This window comes from Anaeromyxobacter sp. SG64 (genome assembly GCF_022690745.1).
GTDB classification, from domain to species: Bacteria; Myxococcota; Myxococcia; order Myxococcales; family Anaeromyxobacteraceae; genus Anaeromyxobacter; species Anaeromyxobacter soli.
This window is the reverse complement of record NZ_JALCZB010000047.1, coordinates 1-13,943: the sequence shown is the minus strand read 5'-3', so window position 1 is coordinate 13,943 and position 13,943 is coordinate 1. Positions and strand designations below refer to the sequence as shown.

The following is a 13,943-nucleotide window of genomic DNA, read 5'->3' as shown; positions in this document are numbered from 1 at the left end:
CTTTGCCACGAGTGCCCGATCCCTTGGGACCCTTGATAGGGAGGACGTCGGGGCGGCGTCGCTCGGCGCCCGTGCACCTGCTCCGCGGGCAAGTCACCGCCGCCCCGTCACCCTCCGGTACACCTCCAGCGTCAGCCGCGCCGTGTCCTCCCAGCGGAACCGCCGCGCGCGCCCGCGCGCGGCCGCGGCGCGCAGCCGCGAGCCCTCGCGGTCGTCGAGGGCCGTCCGGATCGCCGCGGCGAAGGCCTCGGGGTCGGACGGGGCGGCGTAGCGCACCGTCTCGCCGCCCACCTCGCGGAGCGCGGGGATGTCGCTCGCGACCGCGGGCGTCCCGGCCGCCATCGCCTCCGCGAGGGGCAACCCGAACCCCTCCCGCACCGAGGGCATGACGAAGCAGGCGGCGCCCGCGTACAGCGCGGGCAGCTCGTCGTCCGGGACCGTCCCCGCGAGCTGCACGTGCGGGGCGAGATCGCCGAGCGGCAGCGACTGGGTGAGCCCGCGCCGCCCCGCGATGACGAGGCGCAGGTCGCGCCCCTCGCGGCGCAGGAGCCGGAGCACGTCGAGCAGGACCGGCAGGTTCTTGCGCGGCTCGAGGGTGCCGACCGCGAGCAGGTAGGGCGCGCGGGGGCCTTCCGGCGCGCGCGCCTCGAAGAAGACCGGGTCGACGCCGTTCGGCGTGACGTGCACGCGCTCGCGCGGGACCCCCGTCGCGCGCACGAGCTCCTCCCGCGCCGCCTCCGACGGCGTGAACACCGCGGCGGCGCGCGCGAGCGCCTGCGGGTACAGCGGCCGCGCGTACCAGCGCTGCTCGGCGGGCAGGGCGTCGGGCTCGAGCCACGGCGTCGCGTCGTGGACGGTGACGGCGGAGCGTCCGCGCCAGAGGAGCGGGGTGGGGGAGCCTGGCGAGTGGAGCAGGTCCACGCGCGCGCCGGCGGCGGCGAGCGGGAGCCACGCCTGGTCGAGCGCGACGCGCGTGCGGAGCGGCGCGGCGCGCTGCTCGACCTCGAGCTCGGCGATGCTCGGCGGCGGGTCCGGCCGGGTGAAGAGGACGAGCTCTCCCGGCGCCAGCGCCGCGAGCGCGCGGGCGAGGCCGATCGCGTGGCGCTCGGGGCCGGCGAGGCGGTCGGGGCGGAGCCAGGTGAAGTCGATGCCTACGCGCACGGGCGCTCGCTCGCGGATCGCCGTCTTCAGGCCGCCGCCCACTCGGCCGGAACGCCCGACGGCGAGAGCCCGAGCGCGTCGCCGATCCGCGCGCTCGCGCGCCCGTCGCCGTAGAGATCGACCCGGCGCGCCATCCGGGCGTAGGCGGCGCCGTCCCGGAGCAGGGAGGTGCAGGCCTCGCGGATCACCTCGCGGCTCGTCCCGACGAGCCGCGACACGCCGGCCTCGACGCTCTCCTGCCGCTCCGTGACGTCACGCATGACGAGCACCGGCTTCCCGAGCGCGGAGGCCTCCTCCTGGATCCCGCCGGAGTCCGTCAGGATGAAGCGGCTCCGGCGCGCGAGCCACACGAGCGCCGGGTACTCGACCGGCTCGACGAGGTGCACGTTCGGCAGCCCGGAGAGGATGCGGAAGACCGGTTCCCGGACGTTGGGGTTGAGGTGCACCGGGTAGAGGATCTCGACGTCGTTCGCGCTCGCCACGTCCCGGATGGCCTCGCACAGCTCCTCGAACGGTCGCCCGAAGCTCTCGCGCCGATGGCCGGTGACGAGCACGAGGGGGCGCTCCGCGCGCAGCGGGAACCGCGCCGCGTACATCTCGTCGAGCCCCTTTTCACGGAGGGTCTCGACCGCGAGGAGGAGCGCGTCGATCCCGGTGTTGCCGACCACCCGGATGCGGTCCTCCGGGATCCCCTCCGCGAGGAGGCTCGCCTTCGCCCGCGCCGTCGGCGCGAGGTGCAGGTCGGCGAGCCGCGCGGTGAGCACGCGGTTCATCTCCTCGGGGTACGGCGCCCAGCGGTCGCCGCTGCGCAGCCCCGCCTCCACGTGTGCGACCCGGACCTTGCGGTGAAAGGCGGCGAGCGCCGTCGCGAAGCACGTGGTCGTGTCGCCCTGGACGACCACCCAGTCCGGGCGGCGCGACTCGAGCAGCCGATCCACCCCCGTGAGAGTCCGGGCGGCCACGTCCGACAGCGTCTGGTTCGTGCGCATGATCTCGAGGTCGTGATCGACGTCAACCCCGAAGAAGGAGACCACCTGGGTAACCATCTCCCGATGTTGCCCCGTGAGGCATACCTCCACGTGGGCCCCGGGGCGTTGCCGGAGATCGTGTACGAGGGGAGCGAGCTTCACCGCCTCGGGACGGGTTCCGAAGACGATCAGGATGCGCATTTCGCCAAACGTTACCAAGAGTAGCGACGTGTGGATATAAGGACCTGGGGACGGTGGAGGCAGCTCTCGATCACACTCGCCGGCGGTCGCGATGAGCGCCCGGCCGCGTGAGCGCGGGGCGGCGCCCCAGGGAGACTTACGATGATCTTGCTGCACGCGCTCGAGTGGGGACTGCTCGTGCTGGGCGTCTACACTTTTGCGGTCGCGCTGTGCGGCTTCCTCCCGCGCCGGAAGAGCGCCGCCGTCGAGCCGCTGCACCGCTTCGTCGTCGTCGTCCCGGCGCACGACGAGGCGGCGGTGATCGGCGACGCGGTCCGCGCGCTCACGCAGCTCGACTACCCCCGCCGCATGTTCCGCGTCGTGGTCGTCGCCGACAACTGTAGCGACGACACCGCGGCGCGCGCGCGGACCGCGGGCGCGGACGAGGTGCTCGAGCGCGACGAGCCCGGGAGCACGGGGAAGGGTCACGCCCTCCGCTGGGCGCTCGAGCGCGTCGCGTCGCGCTGGACCCCCGACGCGATCTGCGTGTTCGACGCCGACAACGTCATGTCCCCCAACTTCCTCACGGTCATGAACGCGCGGCTCGCCGCGGGCGCGCACGTCGTGCAGGGCTACCTCGACACGAAGAACCCGGACGACAGCTGGGTGACGAAGGCGATCTCCACCGGCTACTCGGTGTCGTCGCGCCTCTTCCAGCTCTCGCGCGAGAACCTCGGCATGTCCGCGGCGCTCGGCGGGACGGGCTACTGCATCCGGACGTCCACGCTGCACGCCTTCCCGCCGGATCCCGCCTGCGTGACGGACGACGCGGAGCTGCAGATGCGGCTCCTCCGCGAGGGCATCCGCGTGGAGTGGGCGCACGACGCCGTCACGTTCGACGAGAAGCCGCTCACGATGAGGGCGTCGAACGCGCAGCGGACGCGCTGGATGCAGGGCCGCTGGGACGTCGCGCGGCGGCACCTCGTCCCGCTCCTCGCGCGGGCGCTCCGCCACGGCGATCAGGCGGCGCTCGACGGCGCCATCGCGTGCGTGCAGCCCTCGCGCTCCGCGGTGGCGGTGCTCGCGGCCGGCGTCGCGGCGGTGCACGGGGTGGCCGCGCTCCGGGGCTCGGCGCTCGCGGCGGCGTTCTCCGTGCCGCTCCCCGCCTGGGGCGCGCTCCTCGCGTGCTACGCGGTGTTCCCCATGGCGGCGATGCGCGCCGAGGGGATGCCGGCGCGCGCGTTCGTGCGCTACGCGTACACGGCGATCTTCAACTCCACCTGGCTGCCCATCCTCGTGCGCGGGCTCCTGCGCATCGGGAAGCGCGACTGGGTCCCGACGCAGCACACCCGCAGCATCCCGCTCGAGGCGCGGCTCGCGGAGCGCCGCCCCGTGCCCGGGGGAAAGCCACCCGGCTCGGAGCGGGTGGCCTGATGCTGAAGCAGCGCGCGCGAGCGGTCGCTGCCGGGCTTCGGGGGCTCGATCTCGGGCTCCTGGTGCTCGCCTTCGGCCTCGCGTACTGGGTGCGCAGCGCGCTGCCCGGCACCCTGCCGGATCTCTACGCGCCCGACCGCTACCTGGCGTGGGTCGCGGCCGCGCTGCTCCTGTGGAGCCCCGCCGCGGGGGCCTCCCACGTGTACGCCGCGTACCGGACGCGCTCGCTCGGGGTCGAGGTGCTGCGCCTCGGCCGCGCCACCGTCACCCTCGCGCTCCTCCTCGGCACTGGGACGTTCATCGCGCACGACCACCAGCTCTCGCGCCTGCTCTTCGGGATCTGGCTCGCGACGGCGCTCGTGCTCTTCGCCGCGAGCCGGGTGGTGCTCCGGACCACCGCGCGCGCCGTCCGCCGGCGTGGCCGGAACACCCGCGCGTTCGCGGTGGTCGGCAGCGGGCCGCTCGCGGTGGCGATGGCGCGTCGGCTCGGGACGCGCCCGGAGTGGGGGCTCAGGTTCTGCGGGTACATCGTCGAGCCGGATGGGGCGGTGCGCCGAGGAGCCCAGGTGCTGGGCGCGATCGAGGACATGGGGAAGATCCTCGACCTGCACGTGCTGGATCTGGTCGTGGTCGCGGTGGGGCGCGATCGGCTCCGGGACGTCGAGGAGGCCATCGCGCTGTGCGAGGAGCAAGGGGTTCCGGTGAAGATCGCGCTCGACCTGTTCCCGGCGATCGACGCGCAGCTCGAGATCGAGGAGCTGGACGGGATCCCGCTCCTCTCCCTCGCGTCGGGTCCCCAGGAGGTGCTGCCGCTCCTCGCGAAGCGTGCCTTCGACGTCGTCCTGAGCGCCCTCGGCCTTCTCGTCCTCTCGCCCGTCCTCGCGCTCGTCGCGCTCGCCGTGCGGCTCGACTCCCCGGGCCCGGTGCTGTTCCGGCAGCGGCGCGTCGGCCTCAACGGCCGCGAGTTCACCCTGTACAAGCTCCGCTCGATGCGGGTCGGCGCAGAGGACGAGCTCCACGCCCTGCGCCAGCACAACGAGGCGGACGGGCCGGTCTTCAAGATGCGCGACGATCCGCGCGTGACGGCGGTCGGCCGCTTCATCCGCCGGGCCTCGCTCGACGAGCTCCCGCAGCTCTGGAACGTGCTGCGGGGCGAGATGAGCGTCGTCGGCCCGCGCCCGCCCCTCCCGGAGGAGGTGCGCCGCTACGAGCGCTGGCAGCGCCGGCGGCTCTCGATGAAGCCCGGGATCACCTGCACCTGGCAGATCTCGGGCCGCTCCGATCTCGAGTTCGATCGCTGGATGGAGCTCGACCTCGCCTACATCGACGGCTGGTCGCTGTGGCGGGACCTGCGCATCGTCGCCCAGACGATCCCGGCCGTCCTGCTCCGGCGCGGGGCGCGCTGACGCGCTGCTCCGGCCCGACTATCCTTCGAGGCCGTGCCGCCGCTCCCCGCCGATCTCGACGCTCGCGTCTCCGCCGCCGCGGACGTGCTCCGGCGCGGCGGCCTCGTGGCCTATCCCACCGAGACGTTCTACGGGCTCGGCGCGCTCGCCCGCGACGAGGCCGCGCTCGGCAGGCTCGCCCGCGCGAAGCTCCGCCCGGAGGGCAAGCCCCTGCCGCTCCTCGCGGCGGACGTCGGCCAGGTGGAGGCGGTCGCCGGGCTCACGGGCCTCGCGGCCCGCCTCGCCGCGCGCTTCTGGCCCGGGCCGCTCACGCTGGTGCTCCCCGCGCTCCCGGGGCTCGACCCGGCGGTCACGGCCGGCGCCGGGACCGTCGCCATCCGCGTCCCCGGCAGCGAGGTCGCGCGGGCCCTCGCCCGGCGGGCGGGCGGGGCCATCGTGTCGACGTCTGCGAACCTCTCCGGCGAGGCGCCGCCGACCGACGCCGGAGACCTCTCGGCGGACCTCCTCTCGCGCATCGACCACGTCCTCGACGGCGGGCGCACGCCGGGCGGGCTGCCGAGCACGATCGTGGAGGTGGAGGGGGACAGCGTCCGCCTCCTGCGCGAGGGCGCCATCCCATTCGACGCCGTGCGCGCCGCGGCCGACTGACGCAAGGGGGCTGTTCCGGATGCGCGCGGTCACCTCGGGCGCCTTGCACCCCGCGGGGCGCTGATCTAGCGTCCCACCCCCATGGCGGAGATCGCCCCGTTTCACGGAATCCGATACGCCGCCTCGAAGGGCCGCGCGCTCGCACAGCTCATCGCGCCGCCCTACGACCTCATCTCGCAGGAGCAGCGCGACGAGCTGCTCCGGCGCAGCACCGAGAACGTGGTCCACATCACCCTCGGCGAGGAGCGCCCCGGCGACGGGCCGGCGCAGAACCGCTACACGCGCGCCGCGGAGTACTTCCGGCGCTGGCTCGCCGAGGGGGTGCTGCGCCGCGACCCCACCCCGGCGCTCTACCCGCTGGAGCAGAGCTTCTGGTCGCCGGACGGGCGGCGCCTCAAGCGGCGCGGCTTCATGGCCGCCGTGCGGCTGCACGAGTTCCGCGAGGGCATCATCGTCCCGCACGAGAAGACGCTCGTCGCGCCCAAGGCGGACCGGCTCGAGATCCTGAGGCACGTGGGCGCGAACCTCTCGCCCATCTTCGGCCTGTACCGGGACGAGGCGCAGGTCACGGCGCGGACGCTCGACGCGGCGACCGCGGCGGAGCCGGTGGCGGACACCGACTCCGACGACGGCGTGCACCACCGCATGTGGCGGACCGAGGACCCGGCGCTCGTGTCCGCGCTCACCGAGCTCGTCGCGCGGCAGCGCGTCTTCATCGCCGACGGGCACCACCGCTACGAGACGGCGCTCGTGTACCAGCGCCAGCTCGAGGAGGCGAACCCCGGCCTCCCCGCGGACGGCGGGCACCACTACATCCTCATGTTCCTGTGCCCGATGAACGACCCGGGCCTGTTCCTGTTCCCCACGCACCGGCTCCTGTTCGGCCTGAAGGACCTCTCCCTCCCGCGCTTCGTCGAGCGGCTCGAGCGCTACTTCACGGTGGAGACGCTCCCCGAGGACATCCGCCGCCCGGCGGGCCGCGCCTGGGCCATCTCCAAGCTCGCCGAGCACGGGGGCAAGGCGAGCACCTTCATCCTCCTCTCCGCCGAGGACCAGAAGGCGCGCGTGGTCACGCTGCGCGACGACGTGGACCTCTCCGACGCGGAGCTGCCCGCGAACCAGATGCTGCGGGCGCTCGACGTGACGGTGCTGCACTCGATCGTCTTCCAGCACCTGCTCGGCCTCTCGCCGCGGGCGCAGGAGAACCAGGAGAACCTCACCTACGTCCGGGACGCGGGCGAGGCGGTGAACCGGGTCCTCTCCGGCGAGCATCAGCTCGGGTTCCTCCTGAACCCCACGCCGATGTGGCAGGTCGAGGCGATCGGCGACGCGGGCGAGACGATGCCGCAGAAGAGCACGCTCTTCTACCCGCGCCTCCAGAGCGGCCTCGTGATGCGCCAGGTGAACCCCCGGGAGCGGCCCTAGCCGGCGAGGCCGCGCTTCTTTGTCCAAACCCGCAGTCTGCGATAGAAAACCGTCATGCCCTTCCCCCAGGACCGCCCCCGCCGCCTGCGCCGCAACGAGGCGCTGCGCAGCCTCGTCCGCGAGACGCACCTCGCGCCCGACGACCTCGTCTGGCCGCTGTTCGTGCTCCCCGGCAAGCGCGTGCGGAACCCGGTGAAGTCGATGCCGGGCGTCTTCCAGCTGTCGGTCGACGAGCTCGTCGCGGAGGCGCAGGCCGGGTACGAGGCGGGCGTCCGCTCCGTGATCCTGTTCGGGATCCCCGAGCACAAGGACGAGATCGGCAGCGGGGCCTACGACGAGAACGGCGTCGTCCCGCAGGCGATCCGCGCGCTCAAGGCAAAGGTCCCCGGGCTCGTCGTGATGACCGACGTGTGCATGTGCGAGTACACGGACCACGGCCACTGCGGCATCCTCAAGGCGCCGAAGGCCGGCGGCCCCGGGCAGGACCTCTCGGTCGACAACGACGCGACCCTGCCGCTCCTCGCCAAGGAGGCGGTCGCGCACGCCCGCGCCGGCGCCGACATCGTCGCCCCGTCGGACATGATGGACGGCCGCGTCGCCGCGATCCGGGCGGCGCTCGACGCCGAGGGGTACGGAGACGTGCCCGTCCTCTCCTACGCCGCGAAGTTCGCCGGCGCGTTCTACGGCCCGTTCCGCGACGCCGCGGAGAGCGCGCCGCGCGAGGGGCCGGGCATCCCCAAGGATCGCAAGGGCTACCAGATGGACCCCGGCAACTGGCGGGAGGCGCTCCGCGAGGTGGCGCTCGACGTCGCCGAGGGCGCCGACATGGTGATGGTGAAGCCCGCGGTGCCGTACCTCGACATCGTGCGGCTCATCCGCGATCGCTTCGAGCTGCCGGTCGCCGCGTACCACGTGTCCGGCGAGTACGCGATGATCAAGGCCGCCGCCGAGCGCGGCTGGATCGACGAGGCGCGGGTCGTGCTCGAGACCCTGCTCTGCTGCCGGCGCGCCGGCGCCGACCTCATCCTCACCTACTACGCGAAGGAGGCCGCGCACCTCCTCACCGGGAAGCGCGGGTGACCCGCGGGGCGTCCCAGCCCGACGAGCCCGGCGGGGCGGCCTCGTACAAGGTCGTCGAGGTCTCGCCCGTCGGCGAGGAGAGCCTGGAGGGGGCGCTGAACCGCTGGACCGCGGAGGGCTTCTCCTTCGAGTCGGTGCACTTCGTCATGCGCGAGGGGTCGCACCGGCCGGCGATGGCCTACCTGTTCTTCGTGCGGGGGAGCGCGTAGCGAGATGCGCGACGCGAGGCGAGAGGGGAGCCCGTACCCCAAGGCGGACCTGTCGCTCCGCGCGCTCGCGCGGCTCGCCGACTTCACCCTCGCGCTCGTCCTCGCCCAGGCCTCGCCGCAGGTGGGGCCGCTCCTCGCCGCGCTCTACCTGCTCGTCGCCGACGGCCTGCTCTCCGGGCAGTCCATCGGCAAGAAGATCTTCGGCGTGCGCACGGTCGTGGTGCCGCGCCGGGCGCCGGCCGGCTACCGCGAGTCCATGCTGCGCAACGCGCCGTTCGCGCTCGTCGCCATCTTCTACGCGGTGCCGCTGCTCTGGCCCGTGCTGTTCGTCGCCGGCGTGCCGATCGTCGCCTTCGAGGCGTACATGATCTACACGGACCGGCTCGGCGTCCGGATCGGCGACATCTTCGCCGACACGCAGGTGGTCGACGGGAAGGTGCTGGCGAAGGACGCGGCCGTGGCGCCCGACCTCGCCGCCACGCCGGCGCCGCCGCCCTCCGCGAGCGCGACGCGCGGCGGCGCGGCCCGGTCGGCCGCCTAGGAGCATGACCCGCGAACCGCCAGCGAGCGAGGCGAGCCCGCCGCGGCGGAGGCGCAGCCCCCGTTAGTTCTTCCAGGAGCCGGCCCACGATGCGCATCGCGCTCACGCACAACCTTCGACTCTCCGACTCCGAGGAGGAGGCCGAGTTCGACACCCGCGAGACCGTCGACGCCCTGGCGGCCGCCATCGAGCGCCTCGGCCACCGCGTCGAGCGGATCGAGGTCTCCGGGCCGGCGTCGCGCACCGTCGCGCGCCTCGAGGCGTTCGGGCCGGACCTCATCTTCAACACCGCCGAGGGGCGGCGCGGCCGCTTCCGCGAGGCGTTCTTCCCGGCGCTCTTCGACGAGCTCGGGATGCCGTACACCGGCTCCGACGCCTACGCCCTCGCGCTCACGCTCGACAAGCAGCTCACGAAGCTCGTGCTCGCCCAGCACGGGGTCACGACGCCGCGCTGGCAGTACCTCGAGGACGCGCAGAAGCTCCAGCCCAACGCCCTGCGCTACCCCGTCATCGTGAAGCCCAACTTCGAGGGCAGCTCGAAGGGCATCACGCAGGACTCGGTGGTCGAGGACGCCCTGCGGCTCCACGAGGTGGTGCGCGAGTCCCTCCGGCGCTACCCCGCGGGGCTCCTCGTGGAGGAGTTCATCGTCGGGCGGGACGTGACGGTGCCGTTCCTCGAGGCGGCCGCGCCGGAGCGGCACGGCGTGCTGCAGCCGGTCGAGTACGTCATCGACGAGGCGGCCACCGCCTCCCGCCGGTACGCCATCTACGACTACGAGCTCAAGACCAAGCTCGACCGGTACGTGTCGGTGCGCGCGCCGGCGAAGGTGAAGCGGAGCCAGGCCGAGCGGATCCAGCAGCTCTGCGAGACGGTCTACCGCCAGCTCGGGATCCGCGATCTCGGCCGGATCGACCTGCGCCTCGGCGAGGACGGCGGGATCTACTTCCTGGAGATCAACGCGCTGCCCTCCCTCGAGCCCGGGGCGGGCATCTATGCCTCCGCCGCGCTCGAGGGGCTCCACGACGACGCCGTGCTCGGCGCGGTCATCCAGAGCGCGACGCGCCGCTTCAACATCGCCGAGCCGCGCGGCCGGCGCGGCCGCCCGAGGCGCACCGAGCGGCTCAAGGTCGGCTTCACCTTCAACGTGAAGCGGCTCACGCCGGACCCGTCGGGCGAGGGGGACGAGGAGGCCGAGTACGACTCCCCGAAGACGCTCCAGGCGATCCGCGAGGCCATCGCGAGCTACGGCCACGAGGTGGTCGATCTCGAGGCGACGACCGAGCTGCCCTTCGTCCTCGCGGCGACGCCGGTGGACGTCGTGTTCAACATCGCCGAGGGGTTCCGGGGCCGGAACCGCGAGTCGGCCGTCCCGGCGCTCCTCGAGCTCCTCGACATCCCGTACACGGGGTCGGATCCCGCCGCGCTCTCGGTCTCGCTCGACAAGGCGCTCGCGAAGCGCATGGTCCGGACGCACGGGGTGCTCACGCCCGACTACGTGGTGATGCACACCGGGAAGGAGCGGCTCCCGCGCGAGCTCTCGTTCCCGCTCCTCGTGAAGCCCGTCGCGGAGGGGACCTCGAAGGGCGTCACGAAGAAGTCCATCGTGCGCGACGAGGTCGAGCTGCGCGAGGTCGCGCGCGAGCTCATCGCGAAGTACCGCCAGCCGGCGCTCGTCGAGGCGTACGTCGCCGGGCGCGAGTTCACGGTGGGGCTCCTCGGCGAGCGCCGCCCGCGCGTGCTGCCGCCCATGGAGATCGTCTTCCTCGACGCGAGCGACCCCACGCCCATCTACTCGTTCGAGATGAAGCAGGACTGGAACGAGCACATCCGCTACGAGGTCCCCGCGAAGCTCGCGCCGCGCGAGCTCGACCGGCTCGAGAAGGCGGCGCGCGAGTGCTTCACCGCGCTCGGCTGCCGCGACATCGCGCGGGTGGACTTCCGCATGGACGCGGAGGGCCGGATCTACTTCATCGAGTGCAACCCGCTGCCGGGGCTCGCGCCCGGGTGGTCGGACCTCGTGCTCATCTCGCAGGCCGCCGGGATCGACTACCGCGGGCTCATCGGCGAGATCCTGGCGTTCGCGATCCGGCGCTACCAGGAGCGGGAGCGAGAGCGGGAGCGGGCCCGGCGGGCGCAGGCGGCGGCCGAGCGCGAGGCGCTCGCGGAGCGCGCCGTGGCGGAGCGGGGCGCGCACGCGCAGGCGGTCGCGGGCGCCGCCAACGGGTCGAACGGCTCGGAGAAGCCTTCCGGGACGCCCGGCGAGGGCGCGCCGCCCGTATAATCGCGGGCGATGCCCGACGACCGCCCGACGAACGAGCCGCGCCGCCGCGCGCGGGAGATGGGGATCCCGCTCGGGCGCTACAAGACCGGGCGCTGGAACGCGATCACCGACGTCGCGGGCGTGAAGGTCGGCCACGCGACGATCATCCGCGGGGCGGCGGGGCCGCTCAAGGTGGGGAAGGCGCCGGTGCGCACCGGCGTCACCGCGATCCTCCCGAACCCGGCGAACGTGTTCGAGGAGCGCGTCGTCGGCGGCGGCTTCATCCTGAACGGGGCGGGCGAGGTCTCGGGGATGACCCAGCTCCTCGAGTGGGGCCTCATCGAGACGCCGATCTTCCTCACCAACACGCTCTCCGTCGGCGCGGTCTCGGACGCCGCCGTGAAGTGGATGATTGACCGGTTCCCGGGCATCGGGCACGAGCACGACGTCATCATCCCGCTCGTCGGGGAGTGCGACGACTCCTGGCTGAACGACATCGCCGGCCGGCACGTGCACGAGGAGCACGTGACCGAGGCGCTCCGGACCGCGAGCGACGGGCCGGTCGCGGAGGGGAGCGTGGGCGGCGGGACGGGGATGATCACCTGCGACTTCAAGGCGGGGATCGGCACCGCGAGCCGCAAGCTCCCGGAGGTGCTCGGCGGCTACACCGTGGGCGTGCTCGTCATGTCGAACTTCGGCGTGATGCGGCAGCTCCGCGTGGGCGGGCTCCCGGTCGGCGAGGTGCTCGAGGCGCGCTACCGCTCGGCCCCGCGCCGGAGCCAGAACTACGGCTCCATCATCGCGGTGATCGCGACGGACGCGCCGCTCATCACCCACCAGCTCAACCGGCTCGCCAAGCGGGCCGCGCTCGGCATCGGCCGCGTCGGCTCGACCGCGATGCACGGCTCGGGCGAGATCGTCCTCGCGTTCTCGACCGCCAACAAGGTGCCGCGCGAGTCGCGCAAGATGGTCTACCGGGTGAAGATCCTCCTCGACCAGCGGCTCGATCCGCTCTACGAGGCCGTGATCGAGGCGACCGAGGAGGCGATCCTCAACTCCCTCTGCATGGCGCGCGACATGGACGGCGCGAACGGCCACGTCTCCCGGGCGCTGCCGCTCGCCGACTTGAAGGAGCTCGTGCAGCACTGGACGTCGCGTCACGGCGCCGAGCCCGCGCCGGCTGGCCGCCGGCCGCAGCCAGAGCCGGGCGCGGCGCCGAGGATCCCCGCCGCCGTCGCGAAGCCGAGCGCGGCTCGGGGCGCCGAGGGCATGCCGCGGCCGACGCGGCCTGCGGGCGCGCCGCCGCCGGCGAGGATCGAGCGGGCGGACGCGCGCAGCGACTCGCAGGAGGCCAAGGCGGAGGGCGCAGCGACGGGGGAGGGCGCCCCTCGCCCGGACGGCGGCGAGACGCCGGACCGCTGACGCTCTGGCGCGCCCGGCCCCGGCGTGCGATACACCGTCGCCGGGACGACTTTTCCCCATCGGTCGACACGACCCGACCCACGGAGGCCCCATGGCCAACTCGAAGAGCAAGCACATGCGGATGAAGAGCGAGCGGCGCCGGAAGTGGAAGGCCCGCAAGCGTCGCCAGAAGGCCTCCAAGGGCCAGGCGAAGAAGTAGCGCGCCGCGCGACGGCGCTCGCTTCACGAGCGGCGGGGCGGCCTCCGGGCCGTGCCCGCCGTCGCGCTTTCCGGCTCCCTGCCCGGTCCGGGCCGTCCGCCCGATCAGAACCGCAGCGCCAGCCCGAGCTCCGGCCCCGAGAAGTGGAGCTGCGGGCCGTCCTTCCGATCGCCCGAGACGTCGATCGCCCGCCAGCCGAGCGTGAGCGCCAGCGGACCGCCCCGGAACGCCGCCGCGAGCCGGGCGTCGGTGACGGGAACCGGGGTCGGCGTCACGCGGGCGTGACCCTCGACGCCGAACGGCCCGACGAGGCCGAGGTGGCCGGACACCCCCACGTCCGGCCCGAACGCGATCGTCCCCGCGTACGGCTCGCCGACGAGCCCGCCCGAGTCGGGCATCGACAGCATCGACGCGCCGACCTCGAGCCGCATCCGGTAGGAGGGCGCGGACAGGAACGACCAGGTCGCGTGCATCGTGCCCCACCCCAGCGTGGCCGCGTCGTTGGTGATTGCGCCGCGCAGGCGGTCGCGGCCCACGGCGCCGATGCTGGCGTGGAACCCGAGGTGACGCCCCTCGATGACGAGGTCGAGCACGCCGGCGCCGCCTCGCGTGTGGCCGGCCGCCTGGAGCGACAGGAGCGTCGTCGTGCGGTCCGGGCTCCCCTCGGGCGGTGGGAGATAGGCCTCCGGCGGATAGGGCACGTAGGGCCGGTACATGGGGTAGTAGCCCCACCCCCAGCCGAGCCCCCACCAGAACGGCGCGATCCCGAGGGCGTACGCCGGGTACGGGTAGTATGGATAGGACGGATAGTATGGGTAGTAGGGGGAGTAGGGGTAGCGAGGAGAATACGGGCCCGGCGCCGGGCGGTGGCTCGGCGGCACCGTGCCGGTGGGCGGCGGCGCGGGGCGGACCGCGGCGCTGCCGCGCGGGGGTGCGGGCCGGGTGCCGTAGTACGGGGACTGGGTCGCCCGGGTGGGCGCGCCGGAGGGCCCGACGCGAGGCTGGCCGG

Annotated in this window: 13 protein-coding genes; 10 read left to right on the top strand and 3 right to left on the bottom strand. The window is 73.8% G+C overall.

Features of this window, described 5'->3' with window-relative positions; translation table 11 throughout:
• Window positions 1–93 precede the first annotated feature (93 nt).
• Together MNZ29_RS14645 and wecB are read right to left on the bottom strand one after the other, a co-directional pair.
• On the bottom strand, window positions 94–1,161 hold the full coding sequence (locus tag MNZ29_RS14645; protein ID WP_242337512.1) for a glycosyltransferase family 1 protein: 1,068 nt from the start codon (window positions 1,159–1,161) through the stop codon (window positions 94–96).
• Between the two features lie 26 nt (window positions 1,162–1,187).
• A complete protein-coding gene (gene wecB, locus MNZ29_RS14640) occupies window positions 1,188–2,330 on the bottom strand; it encodes a non-hydrolyzing UDP-N-acetylglucosamine 2-epimerase (protein ID WP_242355666.1) in 1,143 nt (380 codons plus the stop codon).
• 141 nt (window positions 2,331–2,471) lie between these two features.
• On the opposite strand from wecB, the gene MNZ29_RS14635 reads away from it, so the two are divergent.
• The 10 genes from MNZ29_RS14635 to MNZ29_RS14590 all read left to right on the top strand — a co-directional run bounded on the left by MNZ29_RS14635 (window position 2,472) and on the right by MNZ29_RS14590 (window position 12,934).
• Entirely contained in the window at window positions 2,472–3,743 is a 1,272-nt protein-coding gene (locus MNZ29_RS14635) for a glycosyltransferase family 2 protein (RefSeq protein ID WP_242355663.1), read from the top strand.
• Complete coding sequence (locus MNZ29_RS14630) at window positions 3,743–5,149, top strand: sugar transferase (protein ID WP_242355661.1); 1,407 nt, start codon at window positions 3,743–3,745, stop codon at window positions 5,147–5,149. The genes MNZ29_RS14635 and MNZ29_RS14630 overlap by 1 nt, the downstream gene beginning before the upstream one ends.
• A 33-nt stretch (window positions 5,150–5,182) precedes the next feature.
• Window positions 5,183–5,797 carry an L-threonylcarbamoyladenylate synthase gene (locus MNZ29_RS14625; RefSeq protein ID WP_242355659.1) on the top strand — a complete coding sequence of 205 codons (615 nt, stop codon included), beginning with the start codon at window positions 5,183–5,185 and terminating at the stop codon, window positions 5,795–5,797.
• A gap of 81 nt (window positions 5,798–5,878) precedes the next feature.
• Window positions 5,879–7,222 carry a DUF1015 domain-containing protein gene (locus tag MNZ29_RS14620; protein ID WP_242337502.1) on the top strand — a complete coding sequence of 448 codons (1,344 nt, stop codon included), beginning with the start codon at window positions 5,879–5,881 and terminating at the stop codon, window positions 7,220–7,222.
• A 54-nt stretch (window positions 7,223–7,276) separates the two neighbouring features.
• Window positions 7,277–8,302 (top strand): porphobilinogen synthase, encoded by a 1,026-nt coding sequence (gene hemB / locus MNZ29_RS14615; protein ID WP_242337500.1) that lies wholly within the window; start codon window positions 7,277–7,279, stop codon window positions 8,300–8,302.
• A complete protein-coding gene (locus MNZ29_RS14610) occupies window positions 8,299–8,511 on the top strand; it encodes a DUF4177 domain-containing protein (RefSeq protein ID WP_242355657.1) in 213 nt (70 codons plus the stop codon). The genes hemB and MNZ29_RS14610 overlap by 4 nt, the downstream gene beginning before the upstream one ends.
• Window positions 8,512–8,515: 4 nt before the next feature.
• Complete coding sequence (locus tag MNZ29_RS14605) at window positions 8,516–9,052, top strand: RDD family protein (protein WP_242337496.1); 537 nt, start codon at window positions 8,516–8,518, stop codon at window positions 9,050–9,052.
• Window positions 9,053–9,141: 89 nt separating this feature from the next.
• Complete coding sequence (locus MNZ29_RS14600) at window positions 9,142–11,334, top strand: ATP-grasp domain-containing protein (RefSeq protein WP_242355655.1); 2,193 nt, start codon at window positions 9,142–9,144, stop codon at window positions 11,332–11,334.
• A 9-nt stretch (window positions 11,335–11,343) separates the two neighbouring features.
• Complete coding sequence (locus tag MNZ29_RS14595; protein ID WP_242355653.1) at window positions 11,344–12,735, top strand: P1 family peptidase; 1,392 nt, start codon at window positions 11,344–11,346, stop codon at window positions 12,733–12,735.
• Between the two features lie 91 nt (window positions 12,736–12,826).
• On the top strand, window positions 12,827–12,934 hold the full coding sequence (locus MNZ29_RS14590; RefSeq protein ID WP_242337490.1) for an aminopeptidase: 108 nt from the start codon (window positions 12,827–12,829) through the stop codon (window positions 12,932–12,934).
• Between the two features lie 104 nt (window positions 12,935–13,038).
• On the opposite strand, the gene MNZ29_RS14585 is transcribed toward MNZ29_RS14590, so the two are convergent.
• Window positions 13,039–13,943, bottom strand: a 905-nt coding sequence (locus MNZ29_RS14585; RefSeq protein WP_242355651.1) for a hypothetical protein, incomplete at its 5' end; no start/stop codon positions are given.